This is a genomic window from Herpetosiphonaceae bacterium (assembly GCA_036374795.1).
In the GTDB taxonomy this organism is placed as follows: Bacteria; Chloroflexota; Chloroflexia; order Chloroflexales; family Kallotenuaceae; genus LB3-1.
Window position 1 is genome coordinate 1 of the sequence record DASUTC010000031.1, and the last position, 22,295, is coordinate 22,295.

At 61.9% G+C, this 22,295-nt stretch carries 18 protein-coding genes; 5 read left to right on the forward strand and 13 right to left on the reverse strand.

Annotated features, from left to right (window positions below; all coding sequences use genetic code 11):
* The coding region (locus tag VFZ66_01710; protein HEX6287871.1) for an APC family permease at positions 1–1,526 on the reverse strand (1,526 nt) is incomplete at its 3' end.
* 595 nt (positions 1,527–2,121) lie between these two features.
* On the opposite strand from VFZ66_01710, the gene VFZ66_01715 reads away from it, so the two are divergent.
* From VFZ66_01715 to plsX, 3 genes are all read left to right on the forward strand, one after another.
* Positions 2,122–2,271, forward strand: a complete 150-nt coding sequence (locus VFZ66_01715; protein HEX6287872.1) for a hypothetical protein — start codon at positions 2,122–2,124, stop codon at positions 2,269–2,271.
* A gap of 127 nt (positions 2,272–2,398) precedes the next feature.
* Positions 2,399–4,162 carry a methionine--tRNA ligase gene (gene metG, locus VFZ66_01720; GenBank protein ID HEX6287873.1) on the forward strand — a complete coding sequence of 588 codons (1,764 nt, stop codon included), beginning with the start codon at positions 2,399–2,401 and terminating at the stop codon, positions 4,160–4,162.
* A gap of 227 nt (positions 4,163–4,389) precedes the next feature.
* Positions 4,390–5,523: a phosphate acyltransferase PlsX gene (gene plsX / locus VFZ66_01725; GenBank protein ID HEX6287874.1), complete on the forward strand. Its 1,134-nt coding sequence runs from the start codon at positions 4,390–4,392 to the stop codon at positions 5,521–5,523.
* A 59-nt stretch (positions 5,524–5,582) separates the two neighbouring features.
* On the opposite strand, the gene VFZ66_01730 is transcribed toward plsX, so the two are convergent.
* The 5 genes from VFZ66_01730 to VFZ66_01750 all read right to left on the reverse strand — a co-directional run bounded on the left by VFZ66_01730 (position 5,583) and on the right by VFZ66_01750 (position 8,966).
* Positions 5,583–6,449, reverse strand: coding sequence for a biotin--[acetyl-CoA-carboxylase] ligase (locus VFZ66_01730; GenBank protein ID HEX6287875.1), 867 nt, complete (start codon positions 6,447–6,449; stop codon positions 5,583–5,585).
* Complete coding sequence (locus tag VFZ66_01735) at positions 6,449–7,279, reverse strand: prenyltransferase/squalene oxidase repeat-containing protein (GenBank protein HEX6287876.1); 831 nt, start codon at positions 7,277–7,279, stop codon at positions 6,449–6,451. The genes VFZ66_01730 and VFZ66_01735 overlap by 1 nt, the downstream gene beginning before the upstream one ends.
* Complete coding sequence (locus VFZ66_01740) at positions 7,269–8,093, reverse strand: hypothetical protein (GenBank protein HEX6287877.1); 825 nt, start codon at positions 8,091–8,093, stop codon at positions 7,269–7,271. Before VFZ66_01740 ends, VFZ66_01735 begins: the two co-directional genes overlap by 11 nt.
* Positions 8,094–8,177: 84 nt before the next feature.
* A complete protein-coding gene (locus tag VFZ66_01745; GenBank protein ID HEX6287878.1) occupies positions 8,178–8,567 on the reverse strand; it encodes a RidA family protein in 390 nt (129 codons plus the stop codon).
* A gap of 9 nt (positions 8,568–8,576) precedes the next feature.
* Positions 8,577–8,966, reverse strand: a complete 390-nt coding sequence (locus tag VFZ66_01750; GenBank protein HEX6287879.1) for a YraN family protein — start codon at positions 8,964–8,966, stop codon at positions 8,577–8,579.
* 178 nt (positions 8,967–9,144) lie between these two features.
* Here VFZ66_01750 and VFZ66_01755 point away from each other — a divergent pair, with 178 nt between their 5' ends.
* Positions 9,145–11,139: a diguanylate cyclase gene (locus tag VFZ66_01755; GenBank protein HEX6287880.1), complete on the forward strand. Its 1,995-nt coding sequence runs from the start codon at positions 9,145–9,147 to the stop codon at positions 11,137–11,139.
* Here the strand turns inward: VFZ66_01755 and VFZ66_01760 are convergent.
* From VFZ66_01760 to VFZ66_01770, 3 genes are all read right to left on the reverse strand, one after another.
* The gene (locus VFZ66_01760) at positions 11,132–11,965 is read right to left on the reverse strand and encodes an ECF transporter S component (GenBank protein HEX6287881.1); all 834 of its coding nucleotides are present in this window, start codon (positions 11,963–11,965) and stop codon (positions 11,132–11,134) included. The two genes, VFZ66_01755 and VFZ66_01760, sit on opposite strands and share 8 nt — an antisense overlap.
* Positions 11,966–11,983: 18 nt before the next feature.
* Positions 11,984–12,949 (reverse strand): M23 family metallopeptidase, encoded by a 966-nt coding sequence (locus tag VFZ66_01765; GenBank protein HEX6287882.1) that lies wholly within the window; start codon positions 12,947–12,949, stop codon positions 11,984–11,986.
* Between the two features lie 181 nt (positions 12,950–13,130).
* Entirely contained in the window at positions 13,131–14,546 is a 1,416-nt protein-coding gene (locus VFZ66_01770; GenBank protein ID HEX6287883.1) for a hypothetical protein, read from the reverse strand.
* Between the two features lie 474 nt (positions 14,547–15,020).
* Between VFZ66_01770 and VFZ66_01775 the strand changes: the two genes are divergently transcribed.
* Positions 15,021–16,205, forward strand: coding sequence for a hypothetical protein (locus VFZ66_01775; GenBank protein ID HEX6287884.1), 1,185 nt, complete (start codon positions 15,021–15,023; stop codon positions 16,203–16,205).
* A gap of 194 nt (positions 16,206–16,399) precedes the next feature.
* Here VFZ66_01775 and VFZ66_01780 read toward each other — a convergent pair whose 3' ends face one another.
* The 4 genes from VFZ66_01780 to VFZ66_01795 form a co-directional block, all read right to left on the reverse strand.
* Positions 16,400–16,591 (reverse strand): hypothetical protein, encoded by a 192-nt coding sequence (locus VFZ66_01780; protein ID HEX6287885.1) that lies wholly within the window; start codon positions 16,589–16,591, stop codon positions 16,400–16,402.
* 131 nt (positions 16,592–16,722) lie between these two features.
* Positions 16,723–17,034, reverse strand: coding sequence for a hypothetical protein (locus VFZ66_01785; GenBank protein HEX6287886.1), 312 nt, complete (start codon positions 17,032–17,034; stop codon positions 16,723–16,725).
* Positions 17,035–17,281: 247 nt separating this feature from the next.
* The gene (dnaE, locus tag VFZ66_01790) at positions 17,282–21,169 is read right to left on the reverse strand and encodes a DNA polymerase III subunit alpha (protein ID HEX6287887.1); all 3,888 of its coding nucleotides are present in this window, start codon (positions 21,167–21,169) and stop codon (positions 17,282–17,284) included.
* A 348-nt stretch (positions 21,170–21,517) separates the two neighbouring features.
* On the reverse strand, positions 21,518–22,295 hold a 778-nt coding region (locus tag VFZ66_01795), incomplete at its 5' end, for a Calx-beta domain-containing protein (GenBank protein HEX6287888.1).

Sequence of the window (22,295 nt, forward strand, 5' to 3'; positions counted from 1 at the left end):
TGGCCGGGGGCGATCGACTCGGCATAGGTGAGAGCGTTGATCACCCCGCGATGGAGGGTAGAGACGGGGATGATCACGGTGTTACGCAGGGGCGGCGGCGGCTCCAGACCTTCGAGCGAGAGCTGCTTGGCGGCGTTGACGTAGTGCTGATGGATCGCGAGAAACATCGCAATGATTGCAGGGAGCAGCAGCATCAAGATCCAGGCGCCGAGCAGAAATTTTTGGGATATGACAATAATCGCTACGATGAACGTAGTGAGCGCTCCAATACCATTAATCAGCATTCCACGCTGCCAACCGGGCTCTCGTGTTCGTCGCCAGCGCTGAACCATACCGGTTTGTGCAATCGTAAACGAAATGAAGACCCCACCGGCGTAAAGCGGGATGAGCGCCGTAACCGTTGCATCAAACATCACGATCAGCACGCTGGCAGCGACGGCCAGCATAATGATGCCATTAGAAAAGACCAGACGATCGCCCAGTGAAGCGAACTGCCGAGGCATGTAGCGGTCGCGTGCCAGGAACGAAAGCAATCGTGGGAAGTCCGCATACGCAGTGTTGGCTGCTAAAATGAGGATGGTTGCCGTCGCTGCCTGGAGCACAGAGTATGGAATGCCGCGTCCACCAAATACGCCGCGTCCGATTTGGGAGAGGACCGTTTCGGGATTGCCGTGCTCAGCCGGTAGCGCCTGGTACTGCTGTGCAAGAAACGTAATACCCAGAAACATGATCGTCAGGAGCACGGCCATGACCGTGAGGGTTGCGCGAGCGTTAACCCATTCCGGTTTCTTGAACGCGGGCACGCCATCCGAGATTGCTTCAATTCCGGTCAATGCGGTGCAGCCGGCAGCGAAAGCCTTCATGATAAACAGAAGACCAAAGGTTTCACCCACCCCTTGCACTGGCGCTAGATGCTCAGCAGAGTTCACGGGAATGATCGTCCCCGTCAGGTAGCGGTAGCTGCCAATGATCAAGAGTGTAAAAATGGTGGCAATAAAGGCATACGTGGGAACTGAAAAGATCAGACCGGACTCGCGTAATCCGCGTAGATTGGTCAGTGTTAGCAGCACCACGAAGACGAGCGCCATCGATACACGATACGTATCCAGCTGCGGTAGCGCCGAGACAATTGCGGAGACACCCGCCGAAAGTGACACGGCTACCGTCAGCACATAGCCTACCAGAAGACCAGCACCGGCAGTGAGGCTCGGCAGCACGCCAAGGTTATCTTTTGCGACGATGTAGGAGCCGCCGCCGTGCGGATACGCCTTGATTGTCTGGCGGTATGAAAATGACACCACCATCAGCAATACGGCAATGCCCGCCGCTACCGGCAATGACAGGCTAAGAGCTGCAATTCCTCCCAGCACCAGGATGTGTAGAATTTCCTCTGTGGCATACGCTACAGACGATAGTGCGTCCGACGAAAAGACGGCTAGCGCAATTTTTTTCGAGAGGCGCTCATGCGTTTGTCGCGCTGTCTCAATTGGTGAGCCGATGATGAATCGCTTAAGTTCGGCGATCATAGATAGTCAACCTCGATTCCCAATCACCTAGTAGTAAGAAGTACGTGCAATGCATGAGCTCGCTGCACACAATGAATCGTTAGGTTGATCTTGAGAGCACGTTGCATTGCTGTCACCACGATACAAGATACACCCTACATCTCAGCGTTTGGTTCCATCAGCCTGCTGTCTGGACTATAGGATGCCGATATGCTCGATAAAGAGGGGTTGTGTCCCCGCCTGTTGATAACTGCAATCGTGTCGCTCCAGCGGTTACAAATCGTTCAGGTTCGTAACCATAGATCATGGGCCTCGCTGCGGGCTCCAATTTCAATCCAGCCGTAGTACGCATACATCGCCGTTTCGTTGCAGCCGCTTCGAGTTCAAAGTTCAAGGTTTCCCTCGTTCGTTGTTCTCTCGTCCGCTGACGAGTATGCATCCAGCGGGCCATCGGCTGCACGCAAAAAAGCCGCCGCGACGACAATGGTCGTCACCCACGACGGCCTTACAGCACGGTGAATCATAGCACGCAGCGAGCGGCTGTCAACCAGGAAAATAATGCTTCACTGTCACGTATCCGCGTGGTACAATGGCTCGTACTCGGCGGGAGCGGCATATGCGACAGAGCAGACAACAATCGTCCTGTTCGGCGGCGAGCGATCGGCGCATCGTCGTGGTCGTGCGCTGCCCCAACGGCGCGCCGCGCCGGTTTGGGCTGTGGCGCGCCGCGCGCGACCGGATGGCGGCTCCGGCTGCCAGAAACTAAAGCATCGATCCCAGGGAACAAAGCACGGCTGAACGAGCGAATGAGGAGTTGCCTCGGCCTGTTCGGTTGCACTTTGTTTTTTTGTTTGCACTTCGTTTACTATACAGTCTCCTGAAGGAGCTATGTGATGTCTAAAAAAATCCTTGTCGCCGTCGCCTGGCCCTATGCGAATGGTCCGCGCCATGTCGGGCATGTCGCCGGCTTTGGCGTGCCCAGCGATATTTTCGCTCGCTACCATCGGCTGGCAGGCAACGATGTGCTGATGGTTTCGGGAACGGACGAGCACGGAACGCCGATCACGGTGCAGGCAGATAAAGAGGGCGTGTCGCCCAAGGTGCTCGCCGACCGCTACAGCGCGGTGATCGCGGAGGACCTGCGCAACCTGGGTCTGGCTTACGATCTGTTCACGCGCACGACGACACGCAATCACTACCGCGTGGTGCAGGATCTCTTTTTGCAGATGCTCAAGACCGGCGCGATCTATAAAGACACCATGACCGGCACCTTCTCGGCGAGCGGCCAGGCGCTGCCCGATCGCTACGTGGAGGGAACGTGCCCGATCTGCGGCTACGGCGAGGCGCGCGGCGATCAGTGCGATAACTGCGGCAACCAGCTCGATCCGGTCAATCTGATCAATCCGCGCTCCAAGATCGACGGCTCGACGCCGGTCTTCAAGCCGACCGAGCACTTTTTTCTCGATCTGCCGAAGTTTCGCGAGCAACTGCGCGTCTGGATCGACGGCCAGACACACTGGCGGCCAAACGTGCGCGCGTTCTCGCTGAACCTGCTCGAACACGTGCAGCCGCGCGCCATCACCCGCGATCTGGAGTGGGGCGTGCCGATCCCGCTGCCGGGCTTCGACGGCAAGCGCATCTATGTCTGGTTCGACGCGGTGATTGGCTATCTCTCGGCGAGCATCGAGTGGGCCATCGTGCGCGGCACGCCCGACGCCTGGCAGGAGTGGTGGCTCAACCGCGACTCGCGCAGCTACTACTTCATGGGCAAAGACAACATCGTCTTCCACTCCGAGATCTGGCCCGCGATGCTGATGGGCTACGATACAGGCCCCCTGACCGACGGCGAGCACACGCTCGATCTGCCGTACGACGTGGTATCCTCGGAGTTCCTGACGATGGAGGGCAAGAAGTTCTCGTCGTCGCGCGGCGTGGTAATCTACGTCCGCGATGTGCTGTCGCGCTATGACGCCGACCCGCTGCGCTACTACCTGACGATCGGCGGGCCTGAGACGCAGGATACCGATTTTACCTGGGCCGAGTTCGTGCGGCGCAACAACGACGAGTTGGTCGCGACGTGGGGCAATCTGGTCAACCGCGTGATCAAGAACGCCTACAACAACTTCGATGTGGTGCCGCAGCCGGGCGAGCTGACCGAGGAAGATCGGGCGATCCTGCGCGCGGTCGAGAACGGCTTTACGACCGTCGGGCAGTTGATCGAGACGGCGCGCTTTCGGGCCGCGCTGCAAGAGGCAATGAGCCTGGCGGCGCAGGCGAACGGCTATATCTCCGAGCAGGAGCCGTGGAAGGTGATCAAGCTCGATCGCGAGCGGGCCGCGACGATCCTGTACGTGGGCCTGCGCGTCGTCGATAATCTCAAGACGCTGTTCTGCCCGTTCCTGCCCTTCTCGTCGCAGCGGCTCCACGAGATGCTCGGCTACGAGGGCACGATCGCCGGGCCGATCTTCTTCAACGAGGTGACGGAGGACAACGGCTCAACGCATCAGGTTCTAACGTGCGAGCCGGAGTCGTGGAGTGGCCGCTGGGAGCCGAGCCAACTGCCGATCGGGCAGGAGCTCAAGGAGCCAGCGCCGCTGTTTCGCAAGCTCGACCCGAAGGTTGTCGACGAGGAGCTGGCGCGTCTGACGCAGGCATAGCAGCGCGGGAGCGCTCGATCAGCATCAGGGTGCCGTCGAGCGCTTCTGCTCTTGACCGGAGTTACACAGCAAACTGTTCCTGGAGCGGCGCTTAGCCTGCGGCAGCAAGGAAGATTCCCTGTTGTGTGCCGTTCGGGCACACAACACACAACCTTGACCAATCCCGTACGGCTCTGCCGAAGGCAATTCGGCCACTGCGTACGTCCTGTTCTTAACGGAGGAAGCTCATGCGAATTGTTCTGGATGCGGTTGGCGGCGATCACGCGCCCGCCGCGCCTGTCGCGGGCGCGGTCCAGGCGGCGCGCACACTTGGTGTCGAGGTGGTGCTGGTTGGTCCGTCGGAGCAGGTGCGGGCGGAGCTGGCGCGGCACGATACGGCTGGTCTGACGCTGTCGGTGGTGGACGCGCCTGAGATGATCGAGATGGACGAGCATCCGGCGCAGGCGATCCGGCGCAAGAAGCGCTCGTCGATCGCGGTGGGCATGCGGCTCGTGCGCGACGGCGAGGCCGATGCGTTTGTCTCGGCGGGCAACAGCGGCGCGATCATGGCCGGGGCGATCTTTGTCCTGGGCCGGATCGCGGGGATCGAGCGGCCCTGCCTGGCGACGGTCTTTCCTTCGCTCAAAGGCACGATCACCGTGGCGGATGTCGGCGCGAATACCGACAGCAAGCCGGAGTATCTGGTGCAGTGGGCGCGCATGACCAGCCTGTACGCGCAGCTTGTGCAGGGTATCAGCCGTCCACGCGTGGCGCTGCTGGCGAACGGCGAGGAAGATACCAAGGGCGATAAGCTGGTGCAGGAGACGCACGCGCTGCTCAAAGTCAGCGATCTTAACTTCGTGGGCAACGCCGAGCCGAAGGACGCGCTGGTCAACGACATCGCGGACGTGATCATCGCCGATGGTTTCGTGGGCAACCTGTTTATCAAGGGGGCCGAGGCGGTGGCAAAGTTTGCCGTCAAGAAGATCCAGCGCGAGCTCAGCGATCCCGGCGTTGCGATCCGCGCGCTGGGCGGCCTCGCGCCGCTGGCGCTGCTGGTGGCGACGAGCAAGCACAAGCTGCGCACGCTGCTGGCAGGCTTGATCGGCGGCCCGGCGCTGCTGGGCGCGGTGCTGGCTCCGGCGGTGGTCAACATGGCGAAGACGCTGGACTACCGGGCGTACGGCGGCGCTCCACTGCTCGGCGTTAACGGCGTGGCGATCATCGCGCACGGCAAGTCCGATCCCGAAGCCGTTGCCAATGCGATCCGCCGCGCAAAAGAGATGGTCGAGCGCGGGCTGGTTGCGGCGATCGGAGGCGGAGAACAAAAAACCTCGGAGGGTACCCGGAACAAAGAACAAGAGGCGAGAGCAGAGGGCTAAAAGGAACAAGCGAACCGAGCCCGTGAACAAAAGAACAAAGGAACAAGGGAACAAAGAAGTTAAGCTTTGTTCTCTTGTTCGCTTGGTGGGTTATCCCCGGTTCCAGGTTTGCCGGGCGTCCGTTCGTGGTTCTTCTTCGTTGGCCGGATGCTGACCTCGCCCGCGTTGACGAGATGCTGCCGGTGCCGCTCATCGCGCAGGATCAGCGCGCCGTCGAGCGTCACGTCCTCCGCGACGCCCAGGAACGGCCCATTTGGTGTTTCGACGCGCACCGTCTGGCCGAGCGTACCCAGCCTGCCGCGCCAGGCATCGAAGAGCGCCGAGCGAGCGCCCTGCCGCAGAAGGTGATACCGCGCATCGAGGCGGGTGAGCAGCGCGTGGAGCAGCGCCCGCCGATCGATCGTGCGGCCAAGCTCGGCGCTGATGCTAGTGGCGATGTCGGCCAGCTCCGGGATCGCGCGCGGGCTCCAGTTGACGTTGATGCCACAGCCGATCACCGTCCAGTGAAGCTGCGTATCGCTCATCTCAGTCTCGACCAGAATGCCGCCAAGCTTCTGGCCGCCGATCTGAAGATCGTTGGGCCACTTGAGATCGACCGTCAGCGCGGTGACAGCTTCGATCGCCTCCGCCGCCGCGACCGCCGCCAGGATGGTCATAAAGAAGGCGCTGCTGGCCGGAAGCCAGCTCGGCTGGAACAGAGCAGAAACCAGCAGGCTGCTGCCAGCGGGAGCGGTCCAGCTTCGGCCACGACGCCCCCGCCCGGCGACCTGCTCATCGGTGACAAAGACGAGGCCCTCCGCCGCGCCGCGCCGTGCCTCCTCCTTGAGCAGATCGTTGGTCGAGCCGACCGAGAGGAAAAAGCGAATCTCGCGCCCCACGATGAGCGTCGGCAGCTCGGCTGGGGTGAAGCTGGTCCAGTCTGGCATCAGGCTTGCCCCCTTCGTCGAAAGCGCAGCGCCACATCGATCGCGGCCAGCGTGGTCTGCACGACGCTATCCTCCTCGTCATCGCCAGTAAACGATCCGTCGGGCTGCTGCGCCTGCTGAAGCATGTGCCAGGCGCGATCGACCAGTGCCGTGCGGGTGGTATAGCCGGCGTCCAGGAGCGATTGCAGCATCCAGGCCACCATCGAGGCGGGCCACTCGTCGGCGAGGATCTGGCCCAATCCGCCGATCAGCCGCCGGGTCGCGCGGGCCTCATTGCCGAAGATGCGCTCGAACGCGGGCACGGTCAGCCAGGAGCTATGCGCTTTGAAGCCAGCCATCAGACCATCGCGCGCCTGCTGTGTCTGGAGCCAGTTGACGGCAAGATCGACCGTCAGATCGTCGTCGGCGAAGACCGCGAGCGCGCCTGCGCAGAGCCCGGTGGTGTAAATATCCGCCGCCGTCGATTCGGGATCGCTCCAGAGTGGTGGGTTGAACTGCTGAATGCTGCGCTGCTCACGCCAGATGCCGCGCGGCGTCTGCCGCGCGCTCAAAAAGTCGAGCGCGCGCTGCGCCTCGGCGCTGCCGCTTCGCTTGAGATCGCGCAGCCAGTAGAGCGTCGAGGCCGTTGTCGAGAGCGCGCTGGGACGCCCCGCAACCAGGCCGAAGGGAAAGCCGCCGTCCGGGTTTTGCAGCGCGAGCAGCTCGGCGACAGCGGGCGGCGCTACCCGATCGATGCGCTGCGGATCGAGCAGGCCCAGCAGCCGCGCCCGCTCCAGAGGCGTCCCATACTTCTCGACAAAGACCTGCGCACGCGCAATATCAATTGCCATCGCTATCCTCTCCTCGCTCAGCGCGAATCATCGTCTGCCGCTCGTCGCCGATCAGCTCGATCTGGCCGTGGATCTGCTCGTGGTACAGCCTGGCCGCGTCAACCCTGCGATCCGCCCAGCTACGATCGTTTTCGCCGCGACCGCCGTCGCTGAAGACGATCGCCGCCGGACGTAGCCGCTGCAACAAAGGCGTGTCGGTCGGGCGCTTCCACGGGAAGACGACCAGGGCGGCAGAGGCGAGATCGCGGGCGCTCAGCTCTGTCTCCGCGTCATCGTCAACGGCTTGCAGAAAATAGGCCACAGTCGGGCCGCACTGCAACGCCAGCGTCATCTGTCCGTCTTGCGCCGTCAAAACGTCCAGCGCGCACCGACCAAGCATCAGTTGATCGCCGGGAGCGACATACTCAGGCGCGACCTGCTGCGCTTCGAGCAGTTGCTCCCAGGCATCCAGGCTGCTGCTGCGGCGCTCGGTAGCGGGCAGGAGCGCCGCCTTCACGGCATAGCGCTTGAGCGCGGCAAGCTGTCCCGACAGCGTCTTCCCGTCGGCGCGAGTCAGCACGACAGCATCCAGGTGGCGCTGGCCGAAGGGCAGCGTATTGCCAAGCCAGGTTGCCAGCGCGGCGCCATCCGCGCCGCCGTCGATCAGCACGGTGCGACCATCGGGCGTGATCACCAGCGCGGCGTCGCCCGCGATCTCCGGCAGCACAATACGGACCTGCTGCGCGTGGCGTCCCGCGATGAGCAGCGCGGCGAGCACCACGCTAAGGAGCGCAACCAGGCTCAGGCTGAGACGGAGTGGAAGTGGACGGAGCATGATTCCTCGCAGCGGGGGGCACAATGGCTGGATGTTAAAGCGGGTAGAGCCACGACGCGCGCAGCTCCACCCGATCTGTCGGCGCTAGCCGCGCAGGGCGATGGCCTCGATCTCGACCCGCGCGTCACGCGGCAGACGCGCTGCCTGCACCGTCGAGCGCGCGGGCGGCTCCTGATCGAAATACTCGGCGTAGACCGCGTTGACGCTGGCAAAATCGTTCATGTCCGCCAGAAAGATCGTCGTTTTGACGACCTGCTTCAAGGATGATCCGGCAGCCTCCAGCACTGCGCGCAGATTGTCGAGGACACGGCGGGTCTGCTCTTCGATCGAGCCGGTAATAAGCTGGCCGCTGCCGGGGTCCATCGGCAGTTGGCCCGAGCAAAACACAAGATCGCCGGTGCTAATCGCCTGCGAGTATGGCCCGATCGCGCCGGGGGCCTGGTCGGTGCTAACAACGGTTCGTTGGGTGGTCATAGATGCTCCTTAGCTTTCAAGATCTTCAACCGCGTGTTGCAGGTGCCGAATCTGGGTGCCGGACGTGCCCGGCGCTATATGAATGGCAACCACATCAATGCGCCACGGCCCCAGCCAGGGCGTGCGCGCATCGTCCAGGTTTTGCAAATAGCGCTGCGCGAGCCGCACCAGACGGCGCTGCTTGGCGCGCGTCACCGACTCCTCGGCCAGTCCGGCGGTGCTTCCGCGCCGGGTGCGAACCTCGACAAAGACCAGCGCAGGGCCATCCATAGTAATCAGATCGATCTCTCCGGCGGCGCAGCGCCAGTTCGTTGCGATGATACCATATCCCTTGCGCTGCAAATACGCTGCGGCAAGCACCTCTCCCTGCCGCCCAACGGCGCGTCGCTGATCCCCCATAAGGCCCCTTCGACAAGATAGGTATTCTTCTTTATAATAATGTCAATACTTCGCTGCCTGTAGCCATTGAGCATTGCTCGGCTTCTCAGGACGGCGCCTGCAAGAGGCTTACTCCATGCGTCATCGGCGTCGGCTTACTGTGCGTGCTCCTAAGCAAACCAACTTAACACAGGTTAAGGTGCTCCAACATCTCAGTCAAGCGCTGGCAAAGATTCAGTCCTTGCCGGAGATGGGGTTGACGCTTGCCGACGATTTGCAGCACGTGCTCGGACTCGGCGATCTGGTGCTGGCAACCTATGCCGACTCAGAGCGGCTGCTGCATTTCCGCACCGTGGTCCGTGGTCGCGCTGTCGAGCACTGGCCGTCCGTGTCCGCCGATGTGCATCCGTTCGTCGAGTGCGTCTGGCGGCGGCGGCCCTGCCTGATTCCGGCGACCGGCCCTACCAGGCAGGCGTGGTTTACGCTGCCGCTGATCTTTGCCGGCAGCGTCGTCGGCGTGCTGGCGGTGGGCGATGCGCATCTGGCGCGGCGCTACCGGGCAACTCTGGAGGCGTGCGCGGCGCTGCTGGCAACGGCGGTCTATACGTCGGAGCAGTTCAAGTCGCTGGAGCTGACATTTGCCGAGCAGGCCGATACCTTAGCCGGAATCAGCGAGATCGCGCGCCAGCTTAACGCCACGCTGGACGCGCAGCAGATTATCGATCTGGTGCTGACCTACGCGCTGGGCATTGCCGAAAAGCTTAGCGGCGCGGTGCTGCTGCTGACCGACGATCAGCGCCTTCAGGTTATGGCGCATCAGGGTGCGGATCTGCCGTGTGCCGACGGGAGCCCGTGCTTGACGAATGGCCGCGAATACATCGCCAGCCTGAACCTTGCTCAAGGATACCAGATCTCGCCGATCGAGTATGTGCCGTCTCATCTCCGGCTGCGCGAGCGAGGCTATCAGGCAATCTTTCCGCTGCGGCACGAGGATCGTATGCTGGGCCTGCTGCTGGTGAGCGCCGATAGCCTCCAGCCGTTCGGGCCGATCCAGGTGCGCTTCTTGCACCAGCTTACGGCGCATGGCGCGCTTGCGCTGAGCAACGCCTATGCCTATACCAAGATCGCGCAGCAGCACGATCTGCTCGATCAGCGCTTGGCTCAGCTTCAGGCGGTGTCGCACATCAGCCAGGCGATCAGCGCGCATCTCAACCTTCAAGCGCTGCTGCCTGAGATCGTCGAGGTGGTGCGCTCGACGCTGGGCTACCGCTCGGCGCTGCTGAGTCTGGTGGATCGGGACGATCCGAACTCGGTGCGGCGCGTGGCATCCGTGGGCCTGCCCGATCCTGAGTGGGAGGTGCTGCGGTCGCAGGTGGTGCCGCTATCCCACTACAAGATGCTCATGGCCGATGATTTCCGCATCGGACGCTGCTACTATATCCCACACGATCACGCGCGGATCGATCAGATCAACCGCGAAGCGCTCTTCGAGCGCTCGTACCGCCCGAAGATTGGGGATGGCGCGCCCAACGAGTGGCACGCCGACGATGTGCTGCTGGTGCCGCTGTACGGCCATCGCGGCGGTCTTGTCGGCATCTTATCGGTCGACGAGCCACCCGACCGGCAGCGGCCCACGTCCGAAATGATCACGGTGCTCGAAATCTTCGCGACACAGGCGGCGACGGCGATCGAGAACGCGCGGCTCTACGCCGATATGGAGCGGCAGGCGCTCACCGATAACCTGACCGGGCTGGCGAATCAGCGTCACTTCATGATGCATCTGGCGCAGCATATCGCCTGGTCGGAGCGCGATCATCAGCGCCTGACGCTGCTGGTGCTCGACATCGATCACTTCAAGAGCTACAACGACAACTACGGACACCTGTCGGGCAATATCGTGCTGCGCCAGTTTGCGCACGTCGTCCGGCAGTGTGTGCGCTCGAGCGATCTGGTGGCGCGCTGGGGTGGCGAGGAATTTCTGGCGCTCCTGCCGCACAGCACGCTGGAGGGCGCGCTCGAAGTTGCCGAGCGTATTCGGATTGCGGTCAAGACGTATCCGTTTCCGCATCGTCTGATCACCGTCAGCATCGGCGTGGCGGAGTTCGTGCCGGGCATGACCGATCAGGAGTTGCTGGATACGACCGACAGCGCGCTGTATCGGGCCAAGATTACCCGCGATACCGTCTCTACGTGACGGTGTGGATCGTCGGCGGTGGCTCTGCCGCCAGCCAGAAGAAGCGCGCGTGAAAGCGGCGCAGCTCGCGGAGCAGCGGACGGCCCAGCACGGCGATCAATCCGGCGGTCGAAACAGCCCGGAGCGCATCCCACGCCAGCGATCCCGACAGCACATAAAAGGCCCAGTAGCGCCCCAGCGTCTCCGCCAGCGATAGGCCGGGCTGCCACGAGAAGCCGCTATCGCCCGCCTGGAACGGCCAGAAATAGACATTCATCAGCACGCCGAAGAACATGCCCGCGCCATAGCCGTACAGCGTCAGCGCTCCCACCTCGATCCAGCTTCCCGGTCGCAGCCGCAGCGCGCGCAGCCCCGACGCGCCCAGCCCCAGCCAGCCCAGCGCCAGCATCTGAAACGGCAGCCACGGCCCGATCCCAGAGGTGAGCAGCGCCGAGACGAAGAGGCTCAGCGCGCCATGCAAAAATCCAAACCGTCCGCCGTAGGCATAGCCCAGTAAGATCGGCAAAAAGAAAAAGGTCGGGCTATCGCCCAGTCCCGTCGGCAGGCGCAGAATCGCGTTGATCGCGGTCAGCACGCCCAGCGCCGCGACGATCTTGGCATTCATGCGGCTGCTGCTCAGCTCGGCGAGGATCAGCAGCAGCAGGAGCGGCATGAGGATGCCAAAGATCACGGGCGCGTCTCCGGCGCGCACGCTCGCGCTGGTATCGCGGGGCAGTGCCGAGAAAAAGAAGGGATAGCAGAAGGCCGTCAGGCCGATCAGCGAGATCATCAGGGTGATCGCCTGGCTGGCTCGTCGCTCGTGGCGGCGGGATCGCGAATCTGTCATGCGTCCCATTGTACGCGATTATTGGCAAAAGAGCACCGGCGAGAGATCGAGGTTAACGCCGTCGAGCCAGGTATCGTAGTGCAGATGCGGGCCGGTTGAGTAGCCCGTGCTGCCGACGGTGCCGATCGGCGTGCCAGCCTCCACGTAGTCGCCTGAGCCGACCAGCACGGTCTGCAAGTGGGAGTAGCCGGTGCGCCAGCCGGTATCGCTCGCGACCGAGACATAGTTGCCCGCGGGCCACGTGTTCAGCGCGATCTGGACATAGCCTGAGTGAGTTGCCACCACCGTCGTGCCCTGCGTCGCGCCGCCGCTCACCGCCAGATCGATCGCGCCCCACAGCGCGGCGGGCGCGTGCGTCCCAACGCCATAGCCCTGAGTAATAATTACCTGACCCTGGCCCGGCACAAGCGGGCAGCGGCCTGGCGCGCCAGCATGCACCGCCGTTGGGGGAATAGTCGGTGTCGTCGGCTCCGGGATGGCAGTTGGGGTGCTGGTAGCGGTGAGCGTGTTGGTCGACGTTACGGTCGGGGTGCTGGTGGCGGTGGGCGTGCTCGTTGCCGTTACGGTCGGGGTGCTGGTGGCACTCGGCGCGGTCGTCGGCGTTGGCGTACTGCTGAAGAAGGCTGCGACAGGCTGCGGCGCCGATGTGAACGAGGTAAACGTCTGCTGACCGATCCCGCTAAACAGGTTGGGCTGTCCCATGCGCAGGCTCCACGCCAAGGCCGCCGTCGCGGCAAGCGCCGCAAGGAGCCGGGCCTGCGCCGGGGTCAGCGTCGGGCTGGCGGCGGTGTGAGATACCAGCCCGCCTTCGAGCGCATGCACGCCGATCCCGAACAGCTCGGCCAGACGCTGCTGCTCGGCAGACGAGAGCGACTGGCCCTGGTATTCAAATGCCGCCAGGCGACGAACCGGAACGGCTGTCAGGACCGCAAGCTCAGAGAAGGACAGCGCGTAGGTCCGCCGAAGAGCATGTAAGGTGGTCATCGGGTCTACCCCGTGCAAAGGTAAGGATCTATTTTTAGCCAAACCGGAGCAGTGGAGCTTGCCGATACGGAAGGGGTACAGCGGCGAGGATCGACAGGGACCAACGTGCCAGGATCGACAGGTGGGCGGGCGCGCTGTTGGGAAAGCGCGCCCGCCCACCGAATCATACGTACGCAACCGGCTACGGCGTGACAGGAGTCCACTTCACGGCATCGAAGATCATGAGTGCCTGGCCCTTTGCGTCGGTGTTGCGTAGCTGAACGTAGCCATCGCCGCCCGGCGCGAAGCTGAAGCGTCCGAGCAAGGCCCAGGTGCCGAATGTCGCGGTCTGATCGATCGGGACGTAGCTATCGCCCTGCGCGTGGTGGACGATGTATGTGGCCCTGGTGGTTAGCGCGCCCGTCGTGGGGCAGGGTGGGATAAAGGCATAGACATCATAGGTGCCGCCCCGCAGCGCTGGCCGCCACACAACCTGATGGGTCGCCTGCTCGCTGCCGACCACGGTCTTCGTCTGGTGGGCCTGTCCGCCGTACGCGCACGCGCCTGATACCATGTTCCAGTGCTCGCCCTGGCTAAAGAACGCCTTGTCCAGGTCGTTGACGATCGTATCTGGCTCCGGTGGCGCGGTCGGCGTTGGCGGCAGTGTCGGTGCCGGTTCAGGCGATGCCGCGATGACTTCCGGCTCGTCGAGGCGCGGGCGCTCTGATGGCCTGCTGTTTAGCGGCATCGGGCTGGGGCCGGGATCGCTCCCAAGCCACAGGAAGGTGACATCGACGGTCGCCTGCGCTCCCGCCAGGCCAAGCGCCCAGTACGCGCCATCACCGATATCTACTGCGGTAGGAAAGCGCACGTAGCCGCGCTCGGCCTTGCGACTGTTGTGGTTCTCGTAGTAGGCCGCGTGATCCTGAGGCCAGCCGACCGGCAGATCTTTGTAGCGCTCGCGGTTCTTGTTCCAGAAGTCGTCGTGGTGATTCCACGGGCCGTTGTCCCACACGGGCACGACCACGCTCTTGCCGTTGGCCGATAGCCGGACCTGATACTCGTAGCCGCCTCGGCTGGAGAGCGCGCGGCCCGAAGGCAGCGAGACGAAGAAGTCGTTGGGCTTGATGATATGCCCGTTCGCGGTTCGGCCTCCGACCATACCCTGGCGCGTGACGCGCAGGCGATACGTCGGCGCGATCTGCGGCGCTTCGGTCTGGCGCGTCTTAAATCCGCGCGTCATCTGCGGCTCGAAGCTAACCTTGCTGATGGTCGGCGACTGAGCGGTATTGCTCAACAACACCACGCGATACTGTGACCACTTCATCGGCGCGTCGAAGCGGACGGTCGAGCCGCTTGCAACGTCGAGCTGCCACTCACTCCAGCGAACGCGATCGGCGCTGGCACGCACATCGACGCGCGCGCGTGTCGCCGCAGGCATCGTTCGGCGGTAGGTAACGCGGAGTTGATTGAATGATCGGGCAAAAGAAGTTGAGGTGGAGTCGTAGAGCCCAAACCGTTGGAAGGAGCCATACGTCTGAGGTGCTTCGCTGGCGGTCGCGGCGAGACGAACCATGCCATTGGAATTAACCTCTACATCCTGAGTTGTTCCGTACATCGGTTGACGTGCATCCCTGGCACTCGCCGATGTTACGAGTAGCGGTGCCAGCCATACGCCGACCAGCAACAGCGCTACGATACGGCTGCGGATAGACCGCATCCTATGCATGTTTTCCTCCTCACGCTTGGTAGGATTGAAGTCGACACCAGGCAACTTCGCTGCTAATATACCATATTATCAGCTATTTGTCAGCTTCTTATGATTCGCGTGATTTTCGTGTGACTTCTTGAGGTCATTTCGATCGTCTTTGCGCGATTCCAACCGATGGCAATCCTTGTAAAAGATCGGGTCGTGGTCGAGCCGGATCGTGTTGATTCGGGCCAATATTTATATTGCAGCAGCGCGATTCGGATACTGATAACGAGCCGTTGTAGTAATCCTGTGGATCGCAGGCGGCCTGACGCTGGCCGAGAGGTTCTGGCATATATTGTGCTGTGGGAAAGATAGATCTTGCATGCAGGAGGCACAACTATGGCGCAACAACCCCAACATATTCAGCTCGACCGCAGCGAGATGTTCGCGCTGGGCGCGGCAGCGGGAGCGATTATTACAGCGGCGATCAGCGAATATCTTGAACGTCAAAAACCGAAAACGCCCTGGGAAAAAGCTCAGGTGCGCAGCGCTGAGGCGCTCGCGTCGCTGTCAAGCACCGCGAAAGTCGGCACGCAGCGCGCCAAAGGATACGCCGATCTGGCGAGCGATTATGTCCAGGATATGATCGAGACGACGCCAAAGACCTGGAAGCAGACCAAAAAGCGCGCGAAGAAGCAGCGCAAGCAAGCCAGTAAGCAGATGATCGGCCTGAAAGAGGCTGCGGCAGCCGCGCTTGGCATGTCTGCGGCAACGGGTGTGATGGATAAGGTGCGTGACTATGCCGCCAGCGCTACCGAGCGTGTCGTCGGCGATCCGTATGCGGTATCGGGATCGATCAGGGAGACGCTCAAAGAGCGCTTCGGCACGGTATCGACCGATGGCAAGCTGACCGATAAGATTCAGGATGCGAGCGGCTCCGCGCTGGAAACCCTGAAGAGCGCCGCCACCATCGCCGCCGAGTCGGTCAAAGATTACGCGGCGACCGCGCGCGAAACCCTCAAGGAGGCCGAGCTAGGCGACCGCGCGCGGACAGTCAGCGCAACCACTGCCGACACGCTGAAGGATTACGCCAGCAGCGCGCGCGAGACGCTCAAGGATGCGCGGCTCGGCGACAAGGCCAGGGACTATAGCACGACGGTAGTCGATACGGTGAAGGATTACGCCAGCAGCGCGCGCGAGACGCTCAAAGAGGCCGAGCTAGGCGGCAAAGTCAAAGACTACGCTACCGTCGCTGGCGCAACAGTCGCCAGCCAGGCCGCCGTTGCCTCTAAGGCCACCCGCCGCGCCGCGAAGCAGAGCGCGACCAAGCTCTCGGAGGGCGCGTCGCATCTGGTCGAGGCGACCGGCGAGCAGGCGGAGCAGATGCGACGGGGAGCGCGCAAGAGCGCCAAGCGCACCAGGCGGCGCATGCGCTGGGGCCTGCGGGCGTTTATCGTCGGCCTGGCGATCGGCATTCTGACCGCGCCGCAGAGCGGCCAGCGCACCCGCGACGCGGTGACAGCGTTTATCGAGAATCTGCTGGATGTGCTGATGCCTGAAGATCGACGCGCGGCCAGCTTCTAGTTTCGATCCAAATCTCACGAGAGCGACCGGCCTATCACAGGCCGGTCGTTGTTTTGTTGGCCGAGTTCATCAGCGCTGCATGATGCCAAATATTCATAATCTTATACAGAACAAGCAGAGAGTGAGTCGCAATTTTCACCACGTTCACAAGCGCCGGTGCTACACCTTGTTCGCCTACTTCATGAATGACATCACTAAGCTGGCGTCTTTGGCTCCTCTGATGTGTGCTGTGGTGGCATTGGGAGGTTAAGCTGCGTATGTAGCGCTTGCGCTTTTTGTTGGTAAAACGCGATAATCTCAGCCGGGCTTTTCCCTTGTAACTCATCCGCATACTTATCACGGATAGCTCGCGTCATCTCAACTGCCTTGATCGTGTTCTGCTCCATAGTATGTCACCTCACATGGCGAGTAAATGGCGATGGGCTTATAACCGCACTCTAAATTTACTGCATTGAACAAGCGAATTTTATCAAAATGGTTGAAAAGTGGGTAACGCACCGAACGTAGCTACACCCAGCTATCGGCGGTAGCGTCTGCGGGGCGGCAGCGACCTGGGACGGCTGAGCAGGCTGCCGAGCACCGCCACCAGCAGCGCGCCAATCGTCGCGCCAATCACCGAAACCGGCCCCGGATAGTTCGGCACAGGCAAGACCAGCCATTGGTCGAGGACGAAGTATTGGCGCTGAACCACCCATCCGCCGATCGCACCCAGACAGGCCAGCACATACGTCACCAGACAGCCCTGCAACGAGTAACCAGCCAGCGCGCGAGCCAGCAGCGCCGCGATGGCGGCAATCAGCAGCAAGACAGCTAACGTTTCGATGTTCATGCGGTGATCTCGCTTTATTATCTGATCGGGCCGATTATAACATTGCTGGCGGCGGCACCAGATCCCGTGATGCAAGATCAGCAGTTAACAAAAGAAATACACATTTTTGGGATAAACTGTGGAAAACCCTGTTGATATGTTGATAAGCCTGGTGGAAAAAGTGATCGCGAGGATGTGTCGTTCTCTCGACGATGCGGTAGGAGACAAGAGCTTGGGGCGTCACATTAGCAGTGACGCCCCGGCCAATTTACGCCGCCTGCTCCACCTGGATGCTGCTCTCGCCGAGCAGCCCGGCCAGCCGCACCAGCAACTCCTGCGTCGGATTGATGCGCTCCATCGGCTCAAGCACCACGCATACCTCGTCCTTGGGCAGATACAGCCGGACCCGGTGATCGCCTCGGAACTGCTGAAGATGACGCGCGACCTCCTGCATACAGCGCAGATCGTCGATGTAGTTCTCGGTGCGCGGCAGGTGAATATGGAGCGTGTACTCCGGCCCGCTCGCCGGCTGCGCGCTTGGCGGCGTTTCTTCCTTGCGCTTGATCTCGATGCGCTGCCGGGGACGAACTACTGTCACCTGTGCCGCGCCGTTCGGCTGCCCGCCGGACGGTGCCGATTCGTTCTGTTGCATCGCGCCGTTTCCATTCTGTGTATGAGCGTGTCCATGACCGTTGCTGGCATGTCCGTTCGTGCCGTTGATCGCCTGGCTGTGCCCGTTGGATGGAGCGGACATAGATAGTTCGCCGTCTGTCACCGCCAGCGATGTCCAGGCCGGATCATCCGGCGGCGGCGCGTCATCGCCCGCGTACATCATGCCATCGCCGAAATCGCTAAAGCCGACATTCACCTCGACCGGCGCGGCAGCCACGACCTCGGTGTAATCGCTGACGCTCTCGCAGACAAGCTGCAACGTCTCGCGCCGATCCTCGACCTTGGCGGTGATCGCAACGATGTTGTCTTCTTGCCAGAATGCCGAAAATTTGTCGTAGACCTTGGGAAACGCTACCATCTCGATCGTGCCGTCGATATCTTCGACCTGCGCGATCAGCATCGTGTCGTTCTTTTTGGTGGTGACACGCCGCAGCCCGGTCAGCATCCCGATCAGTGTCACCTTCTGCCCGATATGCTCGGCGGTAAGCTGTGAGAGCGTCAGCCGATTCGGATCGACGGGAATGTTCTGCATCGCCTGGGCGATCGGATGCTCCGAGATATACATGCCAAGCAGCTCTTTTTCCCAGGCCAGCAGCTCCTTATAGTCGGCGGGCGTTTCTTTGACGTTCGGGAAGGCGACGCTAAAGCTGAGCGCGGGGCCGCTATCGCCGCCGCCCAGCAGATCGAACATGCTGGCCTGTCCGCTCTCGCGCGATTTTTGAGCATCGACCGCCGCCGAAAGCACCTGATCGAGCACGGCGAGCTTCTGGCGGCGCGATCCCGGCAGGCTATCCATCGCGCCACACTTGATCAGGCTTTCCAGCACGCGCTTGTTGAGCGCTCCGCGATCGACCCGATCGCAGAACTCCTCAAGCGACTTGAACAGCCCGTTCTTCTCGCGCTCGGCGATGATCACCTCGATCGGCCCGCTGCCGACGTTGCGGATCGCGGTCAGGCCGAAGCGGATGCCGAGCCGGTTGCTGTACTCCGTCAGTTGTCCATCGGGCAGCTTCTCGAATGTAAATCCGGCGCTGCTCTGGTTGACATCGGCGGGCAGCACCGCCACGCCCAGCCGTCCGCACTCGGTGACGCTCTTTGCCACCTCTTCGATCTCGCCTGCCGCGGCGGTCAGCACCGCCGCCATGTACTCGGTCGGGTAATTGACCTTGAGCCAGGCCGTCTGGTACGAGAGCAGGCCGTAGAGCGTCGAGTGCGGGCGGTTGAAGGAGTAGCCCGCGAATGGCAGAATCAGCTCCCAGAGCTGATCGGCGATCTCCTTGCTAATGCCCTGCTTGAGACAGCCATCTTTGAAGCGCGCCGAGTTCTCGGCCATCAGCTCTTTGTTCTTCTTGCTGATCGCCTTGATCACGATATACGCTTCGCCCAGCGTGTACCCGGCGATTGTCTGGAGCAGGTGCATGATCTGCTCCTGGTACACGATCACGCCGTAGGTGTCCTCAAGGATCGGCTTGAGAATCGGGTGGAGATAGTGGATGGCCCGTGGATTGTTTTTATTCCGAATATAGACCGGGATCTGCTCAAGTGGGCCGGGACGGTACAGCGCTACCATAGCGTACAGGTCTTCCACGCGCGTCGGCTTCAGCTCTTTCAGGTAGCGCGTCATGCCCGCCGACTCGAACTGGAAGACGTTGGTCGTCTCGCCGCGTCCCAGGCTCTCGAACGTTTTCTTGTCGTCGAGCGGAATGTCGGAGAGCCACATATCCTGTCCGGTGGTTTCTTTGATGTACTTCAGCGCCTCCGCCACGATCGACAGGTTGGTCAGGCCCAGGATGTCCATCTTGAGCAGGCCCATCTTCGCCAGTGTCGGACCCTCGTACGCCGCCATCACCGCGTTCTCGTCTTTGGTCGTGCGCTGCAACGGCACGATCTCTTCCAGCGGATTGCGGCTGACGACCACACCGCAGGCGTGCGTGCCGACGCTCTTCATGCGCCCTTCGACCTTCTGGCCCCAGTCGATCACGTCCTTCAGCGTCGGATTCGAGTCGTAGATCTGCTTGAGTTCGGGCACGCGCTCTAGCGCCTGCGCGATGGTTGTGCCGACCGGCAGCGCCGGGATCAGCTTGGCGATCCGATCGACCTCACTCAGCGGCACGTCCAGCACTCGCCCGATGTCGCGCAGCGCCGCCTTTGCCCCAAGCGTGCCGTAGGTGATGATCTGCGCCACGTTTTCGCGCCCGTAGGTGCTGGCGATGTACTCAAGGATCTCGTGGCGGCGGCTATCGGCGAAGTCAGTGTCGATGTCGGGCATTTCGAGCCGCTCAGGGCTGAGGAAGCGCTCGAAGAGCAGCTTGTTCTGGACCGGATCGACGTCGGTGATGCCCAGACAGTACAGCACCAGCGACGCGCCCGCCGAGCCACGCGGCAGACAGGGAATGCCTCTGGATCGGGCGTACTTGACGTAATCCCAGACGATCAGCATGTAATCGGGAAAGCCGGTCTGGTTGATCACATCAAGCTCATAGTCGAGCCGCCTGACGTAGTCCTCGGTGGGCGCGCCATTGAAGCGGCGCATCAAGCCTTCCTCGCAGACGAGGCGCAGGTATGAGGCCGCGTCGTGGCCCTCAGGGATGATCGATAGCTCCGGCAGCTGGACGCGCCCAAAGTCGAGCTTGAGATTGCACATATCGGCAATGCGGCGGGTGTTCTCGATCGGCGCGGTGCCGTAGCGCTTGAAGCGCTGCCACATATCGTCGGCGCTGGCGATATGGTAGGTTTCGTCCATCTGATAGTTTTTGCTGCATAGCTCCTGGTAGGTCAGGTTGAAGCCCATCGCCATCACCATCTTCTGGGCTTCCAGATCTTCAGGACGCACAAAGTGCGAGTCGTTGGTGGCGACGAGCGGGATGCTCAGCTCGTTGGCGATGCGTACCAGCTCGTCGTTGATCTCTATGAGCTCCGGCGTGTTGTTGTGCAGTTGCAGCTCGATGTAGTAGTTGTCGGAGCCGAGCAGATCGCGGTGCCATGCGGCGATCTCGCGCGCTTTGTCTTTTTGCTGCTGCGTGAGATGTTGAATCACCTCTCCGGCGATACACGTAGACGTGACGACGATGCCCTCGCGGTACTGCTCCAGCAACTCGCGGTCGATGCGCGGGCGGGCGAAGACACCCCGGCTGGAAAGACCGTCGAGATGGGCGCGGCTCGTCAGCTTGACCAGATTGCGGTAGCCGGTTTCGTTCTTTGCCAGCAGCAGCAGGTGATAATAATTCTTGCCGCCTTTGACGACCGGATCTTTATGCGAGCCGGGAGCCATGTAGGCCTCCATGCCGATGATCGGCTTGACGCCCGCTTTCTTGGCCGCGTTATAAAACTCTAGCGCCCCATACATCACGCCGTGGTCGGTGACAGCGATACTATCCATGCCCAGTTCAACGGCGCGCTCGGCGATGGCTTTGGTGGTGGCGTAGCCGTCGAGCAGGCTGTACTCGGAGTGAACATGAAGGTGGATGAAATCGCTCGTGCCCATAGGTGCCTCGCTCAGAGAAAAGCTGGATCGATAGATGTGAAACGATTGACAGATCGCCTGGCCTCGGCTGCGCTGCGTCAGACGCTTAGCTCAGACTGTGTACCAAAGACCGGTCTTTATGAGTCGGAGCGGCAGTACTTCGCGATGCTGAGTAGTACTGCCGTTCGGAAAAGTGCCAGTTCTGATTGCTGCGATTATAGCACATCTTGCCGGACGGTTTCTAGCGGTGTAAAGCGTTTCCGGCCTGTCTCAAGATCCCAGGGTAGGGCGTGGTGAGATGGTTGCAAAAGCCCAGCGCCTGTTCACACGACGAACAGGCGCTGGGCGGATCTCGTTTGGTGGTCTGATTTAATCGTTATCGACAATCGTGAGCGTCGTCGTCGCGGGCGATCCAAGCACAGCGTTGCCTGGATTGCCGAGGCTGATCGTCACTGTTTCGTCCGGCTCATCCACCGTGTCGTTGATGAACGGCACCGCAAAGGTCTTAGACGTCTCGCCGGGATTGAAGGTGAGGATACCGCTGGTGGCGGTGTAATCGCTGCCCGCCGTGGCGGTGCCGTTGCTGGTGGCGTACTCGACCGTCACAGGAATGCTCGACGGGCCGCTGAGCTTGACCGTGATCGTCGCCGCGCTGCTGCTCTCATTCACCCGGTAGCTGCTGGCGCTGAAGGTCAGGGTATCGTTGGCGTTGATCGTGAGCGTAGCGGACGAGGGCGCGCCAAGGGTGGCGTTGGACGGATTGCTGAGGGTGAGCGTCACGGTTTCGTTGGCCTCGCCCTGGATGTCGTCGAGGATCGGCACGGCGAAGGTCTTGGATGTTTCGCCGGGGGTGAAGGTGAGGGTGCCGCTGGTGGCGGTGTAATCACTTCCGGCGATTGCGGTGCCGTTGCCGGTCGCGTACTCGACGGTGACTGGGACGCTGGACGGGCCGCTGAGCTTGACCGTGATCGTTTCCGCGCCGCCGTTCTCATGGATCGAGAACACCCCACTGAAGGAGAGCGTATCGTTGGCGCTGATGGTGAGCGTAGCGGACGAGGGCGCGCCAAGGGTGGCGTTGGACGGATTGCTGAGGGTGAGCGTCACGGTTTCGTTGGCCTCGCCCTGGATGTCGTCGAGGATCGGCACG

Bases quoted from the DNA above. Each gene is read 5' to 3' on its own strand.
- VFZ66_01770 (HEX6287883.1), bottom strand. From the start codon at position 14,546: ATGTACGGAACAACTCAGGATGTAGAGGTTAATTCCAATGGCATGGTT.
- plsX (HEX6287874.1), top strand. From the start codon at position 4,390: ATGCGAATTGTTCTGGATGCGGTTGGCGGCGATCACGCGCCCGCCGCG.
- VFZ66_01745 (HEX6287878.1), bottom strand. From the start codon at position 8,567: ATGACCACCCAACGAACCGTTGTTAGCACCGACCAGGCCCCCGGCGCG.
- VFZ66_01765 (HEX6287882.1), bottom strand. From the start codon at position 12,949: ATGACCACCTTACATGCTCTTCGGCGGACCTACGCGCTGTCCTTCTCT.
- metG (HEX6287873.1), top strand. From the start codon at position 2,399: ATGTCTAAAAAAATCCTTGTCGCCGTCGCCTGGCCCTATGCGAATGGT.
- VFZ66_01740 (HEX6287877.1), bottom strand. From the start codon at position 8,093: ATGCTCCGTCCACTTCCACTCCGTCTCAGCCTGAGCCTGGTTGCGCTC.
- VFZ66_01730 (HEX6287875.1), bottom strand. From the start codon at position 6,449: ATGCCAGACTGGACCAGCTTCACCCCAGCCGAGCTGCCGACGCTCATC.
- VFZ66_01775 (HEX6287884.1), top strand. From the start codon at position 15,021: ATGGCGCAACAACCCCAACATATTCAGCTCGACCGCAGCGAGATGTTC.
- VFZ66_01785 (HEX6287886.1), bottom strand. From the start codon at position 17,034: ATGAACATCGAAACGTTAGCTGTCTTGCTGCTGATTGCCGCCATCGCG.
- VFZ66_01750 (HEX6287879.1), bottom strand. From the start codon at position 8,966: ATGGGGGATCAGCGACGCGCCGTTGGGCGGCAGGGAGAGGTGCTTGCC.
- VFZ66_01780 (HEX6287885.1), bottom strand. From the start codon at position 16,591: ATGGAGCAGAACACGATCAAGGCAGTTGAGATGACGCGAGCTATCCGT.
- VFZ66_01735 (HEX6287876.1), bottom strand. From the start codon at position 7,279: ATGGCAATTGATATTGCGCGTGCGCAGGTCTTTGTCGAGAAGTATGGG.
- VFZ66_01760 (HEX6287881.1), bottom strand. From the start codon at position 11,965: ATGACAGATTCGCGATCCCGCCGCCACGAGCGACGAGCCAGCCAGGCG.
- dnaE (HEX6287887.1), bottom strand. From the start codon at position 21,169: ATGGGCACGAGCGATTTCATCCACCTTCATGTTCACTCCGAGTACAGC.
- VFZ66_01715 (HEX6287872.1), top strand. From the start codon at position 2,122: ATGCGACAGAGCAGACAACAATCGTCCTGTTCGGCGGCGAGCGATCGG.